Annotated in this window: 9 protein-coding genes and 1 pseudogene; 6 read left to right on the forward strand and 4 right to left on the reverse strand. The window is 59.8% G+C overall.

The genetic code is table 11. The features are described from left to right. Positions 1-47 precede the first annotated feature (47 nt). A complete protein-coding gene (locus OU997_RS18685; RefSeq protein WP_267807982.1) occupies positions 48-2,048 on the forward strand; it encodes a PhoX family protein in 2,001 nt (666 codons plus the stop codon). Between the two features lie 91 nt (positions 2,049-2,139). After that, positions 2,140-2,628: a DUF4442 domain-containing protein gene (locus OU997_RS18690; protein WP_108488276.1), complete on the forward strand. Its 489-nt coding sequence runs from the start codon at positions 2,140-2,142 to the stop codon at positions 2,626-2,628. Between the two features lie 336 nt (positions 2,629-2,964). Here the strand turns inward: OU997_RS18690 and mnmH are convergent, their stop codons facing one another. Then, complete coding sequence (gene mnmH / locus OU997_RS18700) at positions 2,965-4,068, reverse strand: tRNA 2-selenouridine(34) synthase MnmH (RefSeq protein ID WP_267807986.1); 1,104 nt, start codon at positions 4,066-4,068, stop codon at positions 2,965-2,967. Then, entirely contained in the window at positions 4,068-5,102 is a 1,035-nt protein-coding gene (gene selD / locus OU997_RS18705) for a selenide, water dikinase SelD (RefSeq protein WP_267807987.1), read from the reverse strand. Before selD ends, mnmH begins: the two co-directional genes overlap by 1 nt. 220 nt (positions 5,103-5,322) lie before the next feature. On the opposite strand from selD, the gene OU997_RS18710 reads away from it, so the two are divergent. From OU997_RS18710 to OU997_RS18720, 3 genes are all read left to right on the forward strand, one after another. Further along, positions 5,323-6,966, forward strand: a complete 1,644-nt coding sequence (locus tag OU997_RS18710) for a VRR-NUC domain-containing protein (RefSeq protein WP_267807989.1) — start codon at positions 5,323-5,325, stop codon at positions 6,964-6,966. Beyond that, complete coding sequence (locus tag OU997_RS18715) at positions 6,963-9,236, forward strand: ATP-dependent DNA helicase (protein WP_267807991.1); 2,274 nt, start codon at positions 6,963-6,965, stop codon at positions 9,234-9,236. Before OU997_RS18710 ends, OU997_RS18715 begins: the two co-directional genes overlap by 4 nt. A gap of 107 nt (positions 9,237-9,343) precedes the next feature. Next, on the forward strand, positions 9,344-9,670 hold the full coding sequence (locus OU997_RS18720) for a hypothetical protein (RefSeq protein WP_108488280.1): 327 nt from the start codon (positions 9,344-9,346) through the stop codon (positions 9,668-9,670). A 432-nt stretch (positions 9,671-10,102) separates the two neighbouring features. Here the strand turns inward: OU997_RS18720 and OU997_RS18725 are convergent, their stop codons facing one another. Together OU997_RS18725 and OU997_RS18730 are read right to left on the reverse strand one after the other, a co-directional pair. Next, entirely contained in the window at positions 10,103-13,207 is a 3,105-nt protein-coding gene (locus OU997_RS18725) for an efflux RND transporter permease subunit (protein ID WP_267807993.1), read from the reverse strand. After that, positions 13,204-14,295, reverse strand: coding sequence for an efflux RND transporter periplasmic adaptor subunit (locus OU997_RS18730; RefSeq protein WP_108488283.1), 1,092 nt, complete (start codon positions 14,293-14,295; stop codon positions 13,204-13,206). Before OU997_RS18730 ends, OU997_RS18725 begins: the two co-directional genes overlap by 4 nt. Before the next feature lie 192 nt (positions 14,296-14,487). Here OU997_RS18730 and OU997_RS18735 point away from each other — a divergent pair. After that, positions 14,488-14,862, forward strand: a pseudogene (locus OU997_RS18735) (site-specific integrase); the annotation flags it as partial. Positions 14,863-14,870: the final 8 nt, after the last annotated feature.

The raw sequence follows: 14,870 nt of genomic DNA on the forward strand, positions 1-14,870 counted from the left end.
TTCCTTGGATAGCGTCAGACACCCGTCGATTAATCCAAGGAGCCTGCATGAACCACGATAATGAAAACTCAGTGCTGTTCGGCAATGGCGATGAATTGCCCAGCAATGCGTCCGCTAACCCACATATCAGCCAGCTGATCGACGACGTTGGCCGTAGGCAGGTACTGGCCGCCGGTGCGGCGTTCGGCACGCTGGCGTTTCTCGGCAGTGTTATGCCAGGCGCCGCAGTTGCGGCAGAGCCAGCCGCCAAAGGCGTGGAAAACCTGCACTTTAGAGCGCGCAGCAAGCTGCCCTTTACGGCTATCGCGACCAACCGGTTGGACAGCATCAGCGTACCGGCGGGTTACCGGGCCACCACCTTTATCCCTTGGGGTACGCCGATCACTGGCAATTACCCGGCTTACCTGAGCGATGGCAGCAACAGCGCCCAGGATCAGGCCGAGCAACTGGGCATGCACCATGACGGCATGCATTTCTTCCCGATTGATGCACAACGCGGCGGCAAGAAAAGCGACCACGGCCTGCTGGTGCTCAATCACGAATACATCGATGCCCCTCTGCTGCACCGCAATGGCCCGACACTGGTCGCCGGCAAACGCAGCAGCGCCGAAGAAGTGCGCAAGGAAATCAATGCCCACGGCGTTTCCGTGGTGGAAGTACGTCGTGGCCTGAATGGCGAGTGGGCCGTGTTGCCAAGCGCCAGAAACCGCCGAATCACCGGCGCCACGCCTATGCGGATCAGTGGCCCGGCGCGCGGTCATGTACTCCTGAAAACCCGCTACAGCCCCAAAGGCACATCAACGCGCGGCACCTTGAACAACTGCTCCCATGGCTTCACACCATGGGGTACTTACCTGACCTGCGAAGAAAACTGGGCGGGCTATTTTGCCACCCGCGATACCGACCTCCCCCGCGAACTGAGCCGCTATGGCCTGCGTAGCAGCAGTCGCTATGGCTGGGATCATCTGGCTGGCGATGAATTCGAGCGTTTCGATGCCACTCGCAAAACCACAACTGCCAGTGCGGATTATCGCAACGAGCCCAATCACTTCGGCTGGATTGTGGAAATCGATCCGTTCGCACCGGAATCGGTGCCGGTCAAACGCACAGCCCTTGGTCGTTTCGCCCATGAAGGCTTGGTATTTGCGCCCGTGAAGTCCGGACGTCCATTGGTGTGCTATTCCGGCGACGACTCGCAAAACGAATACATCTACAAGTACGTGAGCCGCGACAAATATCGCCCAGGACGAAGTAATGGTTGCCTGCTGGATGAAGGCACGCTTTATGTTGCGCGTTTCGATGACAGCGGCAAGGGGGAATGGCTCGCACTGGATATCAACGACAAGAAGTTCCAGCAAGCCTGCAAAACCGCCGGTGTGAGTTTTGCCGACCAGGGTGAAGTGTTGATCAATACCCGTCTGGCAGCTGACGTGGTTGGCGCCACCAAGATGGATCGCCCGGAATGGGGTGCGGTCAACCCGGACAACGGCGAGGTGTATTTCACCCTCACCAATAACAGTGCGCGAACCACTCCAGATGCGGCAAATCCAAGGCCTGCCAATGCATACGGTCATATCATCCGCTGGCGTGAACTGAGTAAGGATTACGCCGGCCGGCAATTTGCCTGGAGTCTGTTCATGCTCGCGGGGCCGGAAGCCGACAGCATCGGCCCGAACGGCAAACCGCTGACTGCTGATAATCGCCTGGCCAGCCCTGATGGGCTGTGGTTCGACGAGGAAGGCCGGCTGTGGATTCAAACGGATATGAGCGGTAGCCAACTGAACAGTGGCCCGTTCGGCAACAACCAGATGCTGGTGGCCGAACCACGCACCGGTGAGCTGAAACGTTTTCTGGTCGGGCCTGTGGGCGCCGAGGTGACCGGTATTACCGCGACTCCGGACTTCCGCACCCTGTTCGTCAATATCCAGCATCCGGGCGAAGGTTCAACTGCAACCAATCTGCTCAGCACCTGGCCTGATGGCCCGGGTCAGCGGCCGCGCTCGGCCACTGTGATCATCACCCGCGAAGACGGTCGCAGACTGCTCTGATCGACTAACAGAGATGTGACCGGTCAGCCCTGGCCGGTCACATTTCACTGTGACAGACTCATGCCCTTTCCTTTGCGCAAAGAGCATCAGCATGTCCAGCAACCGCTTGAGCCGTATCGTCGATAGAGTTCACCGCTTACCCATTACGCTACAAGGCCCAGCGCTGTCGCTGTTGTTTGGTTCCCAGGTGAAGTTCGCCGGCACCGCCAAGGTACGCGTGCATACGCTGACCCAACAACAGGCAGTGATGAGCATCGCCAACAAGCGCAAGGTGCAGAATCACATCAAAGGCGTACATGCCGCTGCCATGGCACTGCTGGCGGAGTCCGCTACGGGCTTCCTGGTCGGCATGAATGTGCCCGATGACAAACTGCCATTGATCAAAAGCCTCAAGGTCGACTACCTCAAGCGCGCAACCGGTAGCCTAATCGCAGATGCACGACTGACACCTGAACAAGTTCATGCGATTCAGACCCAGGACAAAGGTGAAGTACTGGTGGCCGTCACGGTGACCGATGAAGCCGGCATCCAGCCCATCCAGTGTGAAATGCTCTGGGCCTGGGTCAGCAAGAAGCGCTGAGATCGGCCTGAAATTAAATCGAAACATCAACACCTTATGGTGCACGCTCACATTTCGGAGGCATCGCTTGTGAGCCGCACAACCCGGGAAATCTGTAAAACCCTCGATCAGGTAGCCTCACACAATGAGGCCGCGGCAGTGGCCGTAATGCGAGCGGCTGAAAGGATCGGTGATGAGATGCTCAGGCAGCAGCTACTCAATGTGATCCATCGCATGAACCTGGACGCCGCCCAACTACGCTTCACCCGTGAAAACCTTGCAGGTCAAAGCCTGAAACGCGCGTAAGGGGGTCTACCAGCCCCCCCCCGCATTGTGCACCGAGAGGTCCAAGTAGGACTATCCACGCGTACTCGTGCGGTCTTTCAGGTAACCGAGAACTTCGTCCTGGTCTCCAACAAACTCGATCCGCGCAGCTTTGTTCTCTCGCTGGTAGGCATACATCGGATCGTAGTACTCACGTAACAACCCCTCGATCCAGGCCCGTTGTAACGCCACAGTGCCCGTGCGCTGCTGTTCATCCAGCGCCGCTTGCATGATGGCCAGCAGGCGCTGGTAGCGCTCGCCGCCCAGGCGCTTCTGGATATTGCTCAGGCTTTGCAACAGGCGCTCGGCATAGAGCTGAAAGCCCTCTTCCTCACCGTGCCGGGCGATAAATTCGGCGCACAGGTTGACCACATAATCACGCAGGATGCGCTCGACACGGTCCTCGAAGGCATCTTCCAACCACACCAGCGGGTACTGCTGCATGCCCTGGTACAGCGCCAGCGGCACGGTGCAGCTGCCGACCATGCGGCCTTCGTCTTCCAGCACAAACTGTTCGGTGCCACGGGCGCGCTGCTTGAGCAGATCAATGGCCAGGCGGTTTTCGAAGTCGATCTGCGCCGGCTGGCCGCTGGCGCGTTTTCCGAAACTGGAGCCACGGTGATTGGCATGGCCTTCCAGATCCAGGCTGTTATTGAGCTGCACCAGCACGTCGGTTTTACCGGTGCCGGTAAGCCCGCCGAGGATGACGAAATCGCACTCGGCCACCGCCTGCTGGGTGGTTTCCAGCAGGAAGCTGCGCATCCCCTTGTAGCCACCGATTATCCGCGGGTAATCGATACCGACTTCAGCGAGCCACTGCTGAGTGATCTGTGAGCGCAGACCACCGCGAAAGCAGTACAGATAGCCTTGGGGATTGGCCTTTGCAAACGCCGCCCAGGCCGCAACCCGCTCGGCCTTGACCTGACCGCTGACCAGTTGATGGCCGAGCGCGATGGCCGCGTCCTGGCCATGCTGCTTGTAGCAGGTGCCGACACGCTGACGCTCGCTGTCATCCATCAGCGGCAGGTTGAGCACACCGGGAAAGGCACCCTTGCTGAACTCGACTGGGGCACGGGCATCCATCATCGGCACATCATTGAGGAAGATGTCGCGGTAGTTGCTGCTGTTGTCGCGCATCACAGCACCTCGACCGCGTAGCGCTGTCGTTCAACCAGACGACCGATAGACGCCAGATTCAGGCCAAGCTCAGCAGCTACGGCGAGAAACTCTGCTTCGCCTTCAGGCGTCACCGCAATCAACAGACCACCGCTGGTCTGCGGATCGCACAGCAGATTCTGCTGCGCCTGGCTAATCGGTGCGATCTTCTCACCGTAGCTGTCGAAGTTGCGCAGGGTGCCGCCCGGCACGCAGCCCTCGGAGAGGTAGTAGTCGACCCCTGACAGGCGTGGCACAGCGGCGTAGTCGAGTTGGGCGGTGAGTTTGGCACCCTCGGCCATTTCTACCAGATGGCCGAGCAAACCAAAGCCCGTAACATCCGTCATCGCAGTGACCCCGGCCAGCTTGCCAAAACGCGAACCGGGCTTGTTCAGGGTACACATCCAGTCACGCGCCAGGCCGACATCCTCGGAACGCAGCTTGGCCTTCTTCTCGGCGGTGGTCAGGATGCCGATACCCAGTGGTTTGGAGAGGTACAGCTGGCAACCGGCCGTGGCGGTGTCGTTGCGTTTCATGTGCTTTTTCTCGACCACACCGGTCACTGCCAGACCAAAGATCGGCTCCGGCGCGTCGATGGAATGCCCACCGGCCAGCGGAATGCCTGCCTCATCACACACTGCGCGGCCGCCGCGAATCACTTCGCGGGCCACTTCCGGCGGCAGCAGATTGACCGGCCAGCCAAGGATGGCGATGGCCATCAGCGGATCGCCGCCCATGGCGTAGATGTCGCTGATCGCATTGGTGGCGGCGATGCGGCCGAAGTCGTACGGGTCATCAACGATCGGCATAAAGAAGTCGGTGGTCGACACCACACCGCGCTCGTCATCCAGGGCATACACCGCCGCATCGTCACGCGAGGCGTTGCCGACCCACAGCTTGGGATCAAGGTTCTGCGCGCCGCTGCCGGCGAGAATCACCTCCAGGACTTTCGGCGAAATCTTGCAGCCGCAACCGGCCCCGTGGCTGTACTGGGTCAAACGGATCGGATCGCTCATTGGCCAGGCTCTCAGCAAATCGGAAACAGGCGCGGATTCTAGCAGGCAGTCAGAAAATGCAGGCAAGACAAGCCGCCAGGCCTGTAAGCGGCGGTGCTGATATGTCCTTTGCATCAGTCGTATTGGTTCGCGCGTGATTTAAGCCGTGAGACGCCCCTTGCTGTTGATCAATCCGAGCTTAGCGTCGACAATCCTGTACAAGAATACAGTGATCATCGTTATGCAAGCCGCCCCCCTCCCCACAGAACTCTACTACCTCAGTAATTTTCGAGCCGCGCTAGCCTGGATCGAAGCACGCTATGCCGACCTGCTGACGGCCGAAGAGTACGGGTTTATCCGGAATTTTCAGGCCATGGCCTGGCCTTCCCAGGCATTACTGGTGCGCATGATCATGCGCAAAGGCTGCCACTTTCGGCTGAGCAAACTCGACTACCCGGAAATTGGTGACAGCCATAGAGCCTCTGGCGAATTGCTGGATTCTGGCTGGATTACCGAACAAGCGCTCTTGAGCCGCCATGAGATTGTCGAGTTGCTGCGCAAGGATGAAGTGCTGACTCACCTGCCGCTCACAGACCGGCGTGCAACCCAGAAAAAATCGGCCTTGCTCGAACAACTCAACGACCAGAACCAGCCCGCGCAAAAGTTCAGCGATTGGTGCCCAGCGTTGGCTGATCGGCTGTTAAGCCTGACCGTGGGCGAGCTGTGCGACCGCCTGCGCCTGATGTTTTTCGGCAATCTGGCACAAGACTGGTCTGAATACGTGCTCGCGGATCTAGGAATCTATCGCTACGAGACGGTAGACATCAGCCCGGACTCACGGGGCTTTCAACATCGTCAGGATCTAGAGGACTACCTCTACCTGCGAACGCTGCGTACGGCTGTGGAAGAAGGTGCGGACCTTGAAACGGTTTGGCCTCCGCTGCTGGCCTTCAGCTCAGCGAATGCTCACTTGTGTGCGCGTCAATCGCGCTTGCTGTTCCAGGTTGCCCAGATGCTGGAAAAAAATGGCGAACTGCAGCAAGCCCTGGCTTTATATCAACGCAGTATTCACGCCGAAGCGCGCTGGCGTCAGGTCCGCGTACTGGAGCACCTGGGCAGAGACAATGAAGCCTATGAGCATGCCCTGGCTTTCAGCGCTGCGCCTGGCAGTGATGAGGAGCGTCAGCGCCTTGAGCGTGCGCTCTCGCGGCTACGTCGAAAACTCGACCTGCCGCCGCAAATAGCGGCAGTAAGCGTTGCTGAAACACGTATTAATCTGCAGCTACCTAGACCGTTACATGGCAGCGTGGAAATCGCCGTGCGCGACCATTTCCATTGCGCGAACGCCCCGGTTCATTATCTGGAAAATACCCTGATCTGCAGCCTATTCGGCCTGCTGTGCTGGGATGCAATTTTTGCCCCGTTACCGGGCGCTTTTTTCCATCCGTTTCACAGCGGCCCGGTGGATCTGTACAGCCCTGATTTTTATACCCGCCGTCAGCAACTGTTTGAGCAGTGTCTACTGCATCTTGAACAGCCGGACTACATGCCGCATTTCAGGTCGCGGTATCAGGAAAAATTCGGCCTGCAATCGCCCTTTGTGTTCTGGGACATGTTCACAGAAGAGCGTCTTGAATTGGCCTTGCTGTGTATTCCGGCGGCGCACCTGAGTGCCTGCTTCCGCCGCTTGTTACGTGATCTGAAGGCCAACCGGGCCGGTATGCCTGATCTGATTCAGTTCTACCCGGATGCGCGTCGCTATCGCATGATCGAAGTAAAAGGCCCTGGTGATCGCTTGCAGGATAATCAGAAGCGCTGGCTCAGCTTTGCGGCTGAACAGGGCATTCCCGTTGAGGTCTGTTACGTGAGTTGGCTGAGCACGTGAACTATCGCATTGCAGTCAGAGCGCTGTGTGAGTTCACAGCCAAGGTGGGTGATCTCGATCTGCGTTTCACCCCATCTCCCACGGCACAGGAGGGTATGGCTGGGCATCAGACCGTCGTCAGCCGGCGTGGTGAGGGCTACATCGCCGAATTGCCCTTGAGCGGCGTTTATCCGGGTTTGCAGGTGACCGGCCGTGCCGATGGCTATGACCCTGAGCAGCAGCGGCTCGAAGAGATCAAGACACACCGCGGTGATATCAGCCGTATCCCGACCAACCATCGTCAATTGCACTGGGCGCAGGTGAAAATTTATGGCTGGCTGCTGTGTCAGCAGCTTGAGCTGACAGAGCTTGAGCTGGCCGTGATCTATTTCGATGTTATGAGCCACGCCGAACACGCCTTCAGCGAGCGGGTCCAGGCCAGCGAGTTACAGGCCTTTTTTGCCCAGCAATGCCAACAGTTTTTGCGCTGGGCAGAGCGCGAGCAGGCCCATCGTCACGAGCGCGACATTTACCTGGAAAACCTGCAGTTTCCCTACCCGAGCTTTCGTCATGGCCAGCGGCAACTGGCTGAGGCGGTGTACCGCTCTGCGCGTGATGGTCACACGCTGATGGTTCAGGCCACCACCGGCATCGGCAAAACCCTGGGCACGCTATTCCCGCAATTGAAGTCAATCCCTGGCCAGCATCTGGACAGGCTGTTCTTTCTAACGGCCAAAACACCCGGCCGCCGCCTGGCGCTCGATGCGCTACAAAGCCTGCGCGAGCCGGCTGAGTGCATTCCGCTACGCGTCCTGGAACATGTTGCTCGTGATAAGTCCTGCGAGCACCCGGACAAAAGCTGCCATGGCCAATCCTGCCCGCTGGCGAAGGGTTTTTATGATCGCTTGCCCGCTGCGCGTCTTGCTGCATTAGCACAGGCCTGGCTGCCCCAAGTTCACGTACGCCGCATCGCGCTCGAACATCAGGTCTGTCCGTACTACCTGAGTCAGGAGCTTTGCCGCTGGGCTGATGTGGTCGTGTGCGACTACAACTATTACTTCGACATGAACGCTTTGCTTTACGGCCTGACGCTGCTCAATGAGTGGCGTATCGCGGTGCTGGTGGATGAGGCGCACAACCTGGTGGATCGCGCTCGCAGTATGTACAGCGCCGAGCTGCAACAAACCCAGCTGCACCAGCTGAGTCATTCGGCACCGGGGAGTATTCGCAGTGCCTTGCAACGTGTGGGCCGACACTGGGAACAACTCAACCGCGTACAGCAACAGGACTACCAAATCTATCCGGCCGTGCCAGATCTGTTCGTGGCCGCGCTGCAGAAAGCCGTTACGGCCATCACCGATCACCTCAGTGAGCAGCCCGACGGGCATCAACGCGAACTGCTTGAGTTCTATCTGGATGCCATGTTGTTCTGCCGCTTGAGCGAGGCGTATGGACCCCATTCACTGTTTGATATCACCCGCCAGCACGACAATGCACTCAGCCTCGACACCACGCTCTGCCTGCGTAACGTAGTACCTGCGCCATTTCTGGGTAGTCGTTTCGCTGATGCACACACCACCACACTGTTTTCCGCCACCCTGCGCCCTGCCAATTATTACCGCGACCTGCTGGGGCTGCCCGAAGAAGCCCAATGGCTTGATGTGGCCTCCCCCTTTGCCGCCGAACAGCTGCAAGTCCGTATCGTGCGCAACCTGTCCACTCGCTATCAGCATCGCGACTCGAGCCTCGCGCCGATCACCCGCATCATGGCGGAACAGTACCGCCGAGAACCCGGCAACTACCTGGCGTTTTTCAGCAGCTATGCCTACCTGGAGCAAGTGCGCCAGCACTTCATGGCCATGCATCCCGCCATTCCGGTCAGCGTGCAGACGCGCAGCATGAATGAAAGCCAGCGCCAGGCTTTTCTCGATAATTTCACGCTGCACTCAGAAGGAATCGGCTTTGTCGTGTTGGGCGGTGCCTTTGGTGAGGGTATCGATTTACCTGGTAAGCGCCTGATCGGGGCCTTCATTGCCACGCTGGGGCTACCGCAGGTCAACGAGGTGAACGAAGAAATCAAGGATCGCATGCAACAGATGTTCGGCACGGATCATGGCTACGACTACGCCTACCTCTACCCGGGTATGCAAAAAGTCATTCAGGCTGCTGGTCGGGTGATTCGCACAACGGCCGACCGAGGCGTGGTCTACCTGATGGATGACCGCTTTGCGCAAAGCAAACTCAAAGACTTATTGCCGGCATGGTGGCATGTCGAGCCTTACCGCGTATAAAGCCCGAGCCATATCGATCGATATCTATAATCGTATTTAAATTCAATCACTTACATATCGCCCAATACGTGTAGAATCCCGCGCCCGAAAATCCAGGAGACAACACATTGGCAATCCATTACTCCGTTTCCCAGGGCAATGTTGCATGCGGGCGCACAGGACTGAATCTGGACATGACCCAAGATGCCAAGCAGGCTTCCTGCAAACTGTGCCTGCGTACCCTTGAGAAGGAAGCGAGCGAGCCCGTGCGTAAGACCCCTACACTGGCGGAACTCCGAGCAGCGGCCAAGGCCGCGAAACAAGCTGTCGCAGCAAGTGCTTCCGCCACTCCATCCGCAACCTTGTCGCCTCGCGCCGAATGGCAGCAGCGCCTCACACAACTACCGGGCAAGCATCGCATGCCGCGCGGCCTGGCCCGTCAGGTATTCGTATAGCCTGTCCTTTCCAGCGGGTTAGCGTGATTGCCCGCTGGCCCTCCTGCGCGATGAGCAGCCAACACATGCCGCAAGCGTAACGGCAACGCCTTTCAGGGCGATACTTGATCTGGTTCAGCCCAGGCAATACCGATGCAGCAAGCGCGCAGTGCTGATTTGCCCACTGCGTGCCCGGTATCCAGGAGCGCGACCCCGGCGGACGTCCCCGCCCTCAGACCGTCACTCGAGCAATCGGCAGGCCTGGAACCGCCTCGCGTGCTCGACGAATCGGCTCGCAAACACCAGACAATGGCGGCGTCAGCATGCCGGCAAGCACGGAAGCGGCCGCTCATGAACGCCCCCGCCGGGATGGATACTAGGACCTTTGTTGGCTCGGGGCCTGGCATAAACCTCTCGATCACTTCTGGACGCCAGGCCCAGGTTGATACCCAATTATGAATGTTGCAAGGGCTCGGGCTCTGACCGACTGCGCCGCCCCGTATCCCATTGCAGCAGGAGGGAAATGGCGCAAGGGAGCACAGTGAGAGTCACCACTGTCGCAATGAAGAGCCCGCCGATCACCGCGAAGGCCATGGGCCCCCAGAATATCTGCGACGCGATGGGAATCATGCCAAGGATCGCTGCGCAGGCCGTTAGCACGATAGGCCGTGCCCGGTGCGTCGCGGCCTGTACGATGGCCTCGCGCGGCGACTGGCCCGCGCCGACATTGATGTCTACTTCCTCAATGAGGATGATGGCGTTGCGGACGATCATGCCGACCAGGGCGATGACCCCGAGCTGCGCCACAAAACCCATGGGCGTTCCGGTCGGCAGCATGGCCAGGACCACTCCGATCAGGCCGAACGGTGCCATCGCCAGGGCGAGGAACATCCGCAAGAAACTGCGGAGCTGCAGCATCAGCAGCACGCACATCACGAGGGCAGTCAACGGCAGTACGGCGGCCAGCGAAGCGCTTCCCTTCGCGGCTTCTTCGACGGCACCGCCGGTTTCGACCTTGTAGCCCTTGGGCAGGCCGGCGGCGAAATGCGCGACGGCGGGCTCGAGCGCCTGTACGACAGTCGCCGCCTCGACGCCCTCACGAACGTCGCCCTGAACGGTGACCAGCGGGAGACGCTGCCTCCGCCAGATGATCGGATCCTCGACGCCGTAGCTGAGCCTGGCGATCTGCGACAGCGGGACGGCAACCCCATGGGCCGAGCGGATCTGCAGGTTAGCCAGAGTCGCGAGGTTGGTGCGCTCACCGATCTGCGCGCGGACGACCACGTCAACGAGACGATCCTGGTCGCGCACAGTGGTCACGGTCATGCCAGAGAAGATCAACGCCATGGCACTGGCGATCTCCTCGGAGGAAAGCCCCAGCGCCCGTGCCTGCGTCTGATCGATGGCGACGATGATGCTCCGTTGCGGTTCACCCGACAGCAGATGCACCTCGCGGGTATCCGTGTTTGTCGAGAGCAGGTTGGCAAGCTCTCCGGCCAGGTCACGCACCTTGCTCTGGTCGGGTCCCGTGACGCGGTATTTGAGGGGCCAGCCGACCGGCGGGCCGAGCTCGAGTGGCGTCGCCCGCGCGATGAGTCCCGGGAATTCCGTCTTGAACAGCCCGGCGAGCTTGGCCTGCAGTGCGTCACGTTCCTCAATGCCCTTGGTCACCACCACCGCCTGGGTCACATTGTCGTTCTGCAGCAGCACCTCCATAGGGAGGTAGAAGCGTATGGCACCGGAACCGACATAGGTCGAGAACAGCTCGACACCGGCGTCCTCCTTGAGCAGTTTCTCGAGTTTCAGTGCCTCCCGCTCCGTCGCCTCCAGCGACGCGTTCTGCGGCAGCGTCAGGCTGACCAGGAGCTCCGGCCGGTCGGAGGGCGGGAAGAACTGCTGTTCGAGCTGGCCCGAGGCGAAAAGCGACAGCGCGAAGGCCACACCAGCCGAGGCAAGCGTGATCGCGCGATGCTGCAGAGCCCATGACAAGGCGCGCCGGTAGAGCCCCATGATCCGGCCATGGCCATGGCCATGATTCGGTAGGGATTTCGGCAGAAGCAAGGTGCCGAGCAAGGGCGAGAAAAGGACTGCGACCACCCAGGATGCGGACAGCGAAATCAATACCACCATAAACATCGAATAACAGTATTCACCCGCGCTCGAAGCGGCGAATCCGACCGGGATGAAGCCAGCGATCATCACCAGCGTGCCCGTCAACATTGGGAAGGCAGTCGAGTCGTAGGCGAAGCTCGCCGCTCGCTTGAGGCTCCAGCCCTCCTCCAGCTTTCCAATCATCGCCTCGACAGTGATCATCGCGTCGTCGACGAGCAGGCCAAGGGCGATGATCAACGCACCTAGCGAGATGCGCTGCAGGCCAATGCCGGTGAGTTCCATACCGATGAAGGTCAATGCCAGGACAAACGGGATCGAGATGCTGACGACGAGGCCGGCGCGGACGCCGAGCGAAAGGAACGAGACGGCGAGCACGATCGCAATCGCTTCGGCCAGCACCTTCAGGAAACCGCTCACGGCCTGCTTAACAACGGTCGATTGGTCTGCAACCAGACGCATCTCGATGCCGTGGGGCAACGCCAGCCCTACCTCGTCCATGCGCTCTCGCACCGCTTCCCCGAATTCAAGCAGGTTGCCGTCGGAAGCCATGGAGATGGCGACGCCGAGGGCCTTCTCGCCGTTGACGCGGAACTGCGGCGATGGCGGGTCGGCCGGGATACGTCGGATAGTGGCCAGCTCAGTCAGCGGCACGAACCGGTCGTTCGCCCGCAGCGTCATGGCCCGCAGACTCTCCTCGGATTCGAAGCTACCGCTGACGCGCAGGGCGATCTTGTCGTCTGCCAGGCGCATCGTTCCAGCGGGGCTGACAGCGTTCTGAGCACTCAGAGCCCTCAGCACCGCCTGCTCGTCCAGGCCGTAGGCCGCCAGTAGACTGATGGAGAATTCGACGGCAATTTGTTCCTCCTGCACGCCCAGGAGCTGCACCTTGCCGATGTTCGGGATGCGCAGCAATTCCGCACGCACGCCCTCGAGGTAGTCGCGCAACTCCCGATCCGAGAATCCCTCGGCCGTAAACCCATAGATTTGGCCATAGGTGTCGCCGAATTCGTCGTCGAAGAACGGACCCTGGACCCCGCTGGGGAGGGTCACGGCGATATCGGCCATCTTCTTGCGCACCTGGTACCAGGCGTCGGGAACAATGTCTGCCGGCGCATCGTCGCGCAGGTTCACCATGATCACCGTCTCGCCCGGGCGCGTGTAGCTGTCGAGCCGGTCGAGCCAGGGGGTCTCTTCGAGCTTTTTCTCCAGGCGATCGGTCAGCAGCTTCGTCGTGTCATCGATGTTCGCGCCGGGCCAGCGTGCGGCCACCACCATGGTCTTGATGGTGAAGGCAGGGTCTTCGTTGCGGCTCAGTTTCGAATAACTCATCGCGCCGCCGAGCAGCGTGATCAGCATGAGGAAGAAGATCAGCGGCTTTTGAGCGATCGCCCAGGCCGAGAGATTGAAGCCGCTCTGCCCTTGCGGACCTGTCTTGCTCGAACTCATTTGGCCACCTCGCGGGCATCATAGGTGACTTTCTGGCCATGCCTGAGCTTGCTCACACCTGCGGTGACCACAGCATCGCCTTCGCTGAGCCCGGACTCGACCAACGCTTGCGTTGCCGTGTAGCGCGCCACCACCACCGGTTTACGGACAAGCTCCTGGCGAGCGGGATGGACCACGAACACCGCAGGATTGCCAGCCTCGCTCGTCAAGGCCGAGGACGGCAGGATGATGAGCGACTTGCCGGGCAGGATCAGACGCCCTGTTACCGTGGCGCCCAGTGCCATGGTATCGGGAGCATCGGGCAGCGCGATACGGACACGATAAGTGCGGGTCGCCGGGTCCGCAGTCGGACTGGCATCGCGGAGCCGGCCGATCACCTTGACTGAGGGATCGGATAGGAGCGCCACTTCGACTTGCACGTCGGAGGGCACGCTGGTGTAGATCCGCTCGGACACGTTGAAGACGGCATCGCGTTCATGGGTGGAAGACAGCTTGATCGCCGGCTGACCGACATCGACGACCTGACCGGCATTGACCAGGACCGCGCTGACGATGGCGTCGTCGGGCGCACGGAGCTCGGTGTAGGTCAGCTTGTTGCGGGCGGTCTGCAGTCCCGTTCTGGCGACATTGAGCTTGGCGTTGGAGGCACGCCAGTTGGCCTCGGCTTCCTCGACCCGCGCCCGCGCGACGAACTGCTTGGCGAAGAGGGTGCGCTGTCGATCAAGCTCCGACTTCGCTAATCCTTCCACTGCCTCGGCACTCTTCACCTCGGCCTCGGCGGTCAGCACTTCGTTCTGAACGTCGCTCGGATCGAGTGTCGCCAGAACCTGCCCCTTGACGACACTCATGCCGATCTCCGCGATACGGGTCGCGACGCGGCCGTCGATGCGGAAGCCGAGGTTAGTTTCGACATTCGCCTGGATTTCGCCCGTTTGGGCGACCTCATCGCCGATGGAGACAGCCTTCGCAATGACCGCGCGCACGGGACGCGGCGCCTCCGTCGTTTGTATTTCCTCCTGACACCCCGTCACTACCATGACCAGGCTGCAGGCATAACCGCAGAACAGGAATGTCTTAATTAGCTTCATCTCGGGTTTCCTTACTCAAGCACGAGCAAAAATGAGCGACGCACACACTCCCGGAGTTCTGTGCGTGCGGCGCTGAAAATCGGTAGAGCCTTTCATAGCACGAACCTATGAAGCATGCATTGCTGTGCTGATGCTCTGAGCAGTGAAATAAAGTGGACAGATTTTTTTGTCTCTAAATCGCCCCTAGGCGATGCCGAGGAATACGCAGAGCGCCGGAGAAAAAGTGCGGGAAAAGTCACCGGTACTCCGTTTATCTTCCCGCCATCAAAGAACAACGAGCTCGCAAAGCAGACGTCTGATTTGCATCACCAGTGGCGTCCAGCCCTGAACGCGTTGGGTATCGGCTACAGGCCGCCATACAACTGCCGTCACACCTATGCGACAATGTGCCTAATGTCCGGAATGAACCCCGCCTTTATCGCTCAGCAACTTGGCCATAGCGTTCAGATGCTGCTGTCTACGTATGCGCGCTGGCTTAACTCTCGGAACGATTGGGACGAGCTGAATAAGCTTAAAACTGCCCCAAGCGTGGCCCAAGGACAAAATCAGCCGCCGCTAAGCCCTTGATAGGTAAG

This window comes from Pseudomonas sp. SL4(2022) (assembly GCF_026625725.1).
GTDB lineage: Bacteria > Pseudomonadota > Gammaproteobacteria > Pseudomonadales > Pseudomonadaceae > Aquipseudomonas.

Coding starts and splice junctions, on each gene's coding strand:
- OU997_RS18685 (WP_267807982.1), top strand. CDS start 48: ATGAACCACGATAATGAAAACTCAGTGCTGTTCGGCAATGGCGATGAA.
- OU997_RS18690 (WP_108488276.1), top strand. CDS start 2,140: ATGTCCAGCAACCGCTTGAGCCGTATCGTCGATAGAGTTCACCGCTTA.
- mnmH (WP_267807986.1), bottom strand. CDS start 4,068: ATGCGCGACAACAGCAGCAACTACCGCGACATCTTCCTCAATGATGTG.
- selD (WP_267807987.1), bottom strand. CDS start 5,102: ATGAGCGATCCGATCCGTTTGACCCAGTACAGCCACGGGGCCGGTTGC.
- OU997_RS18710 (WP_267807989.1), top strand. CDS start 5,323: ATGCAAGCCGCCCCCCTCCCCACAGAACTCTACTACCTCAGTAATTTT.
- OU997_RS18725 (WP_267807993.1), bottom strand. CDS start 13,207: ATGAGTTCGAGCAAGACAGGTCCGCAAGGGCAGAGCGGCTTCAATCTC.
- OU997_RS18730 (WP_108488283.1), bottom strand. CDS start 14,295: ATGAAGCTAATTAAGACATTCCTGTTCTGCGGTTATGCCTGCAGCCTG.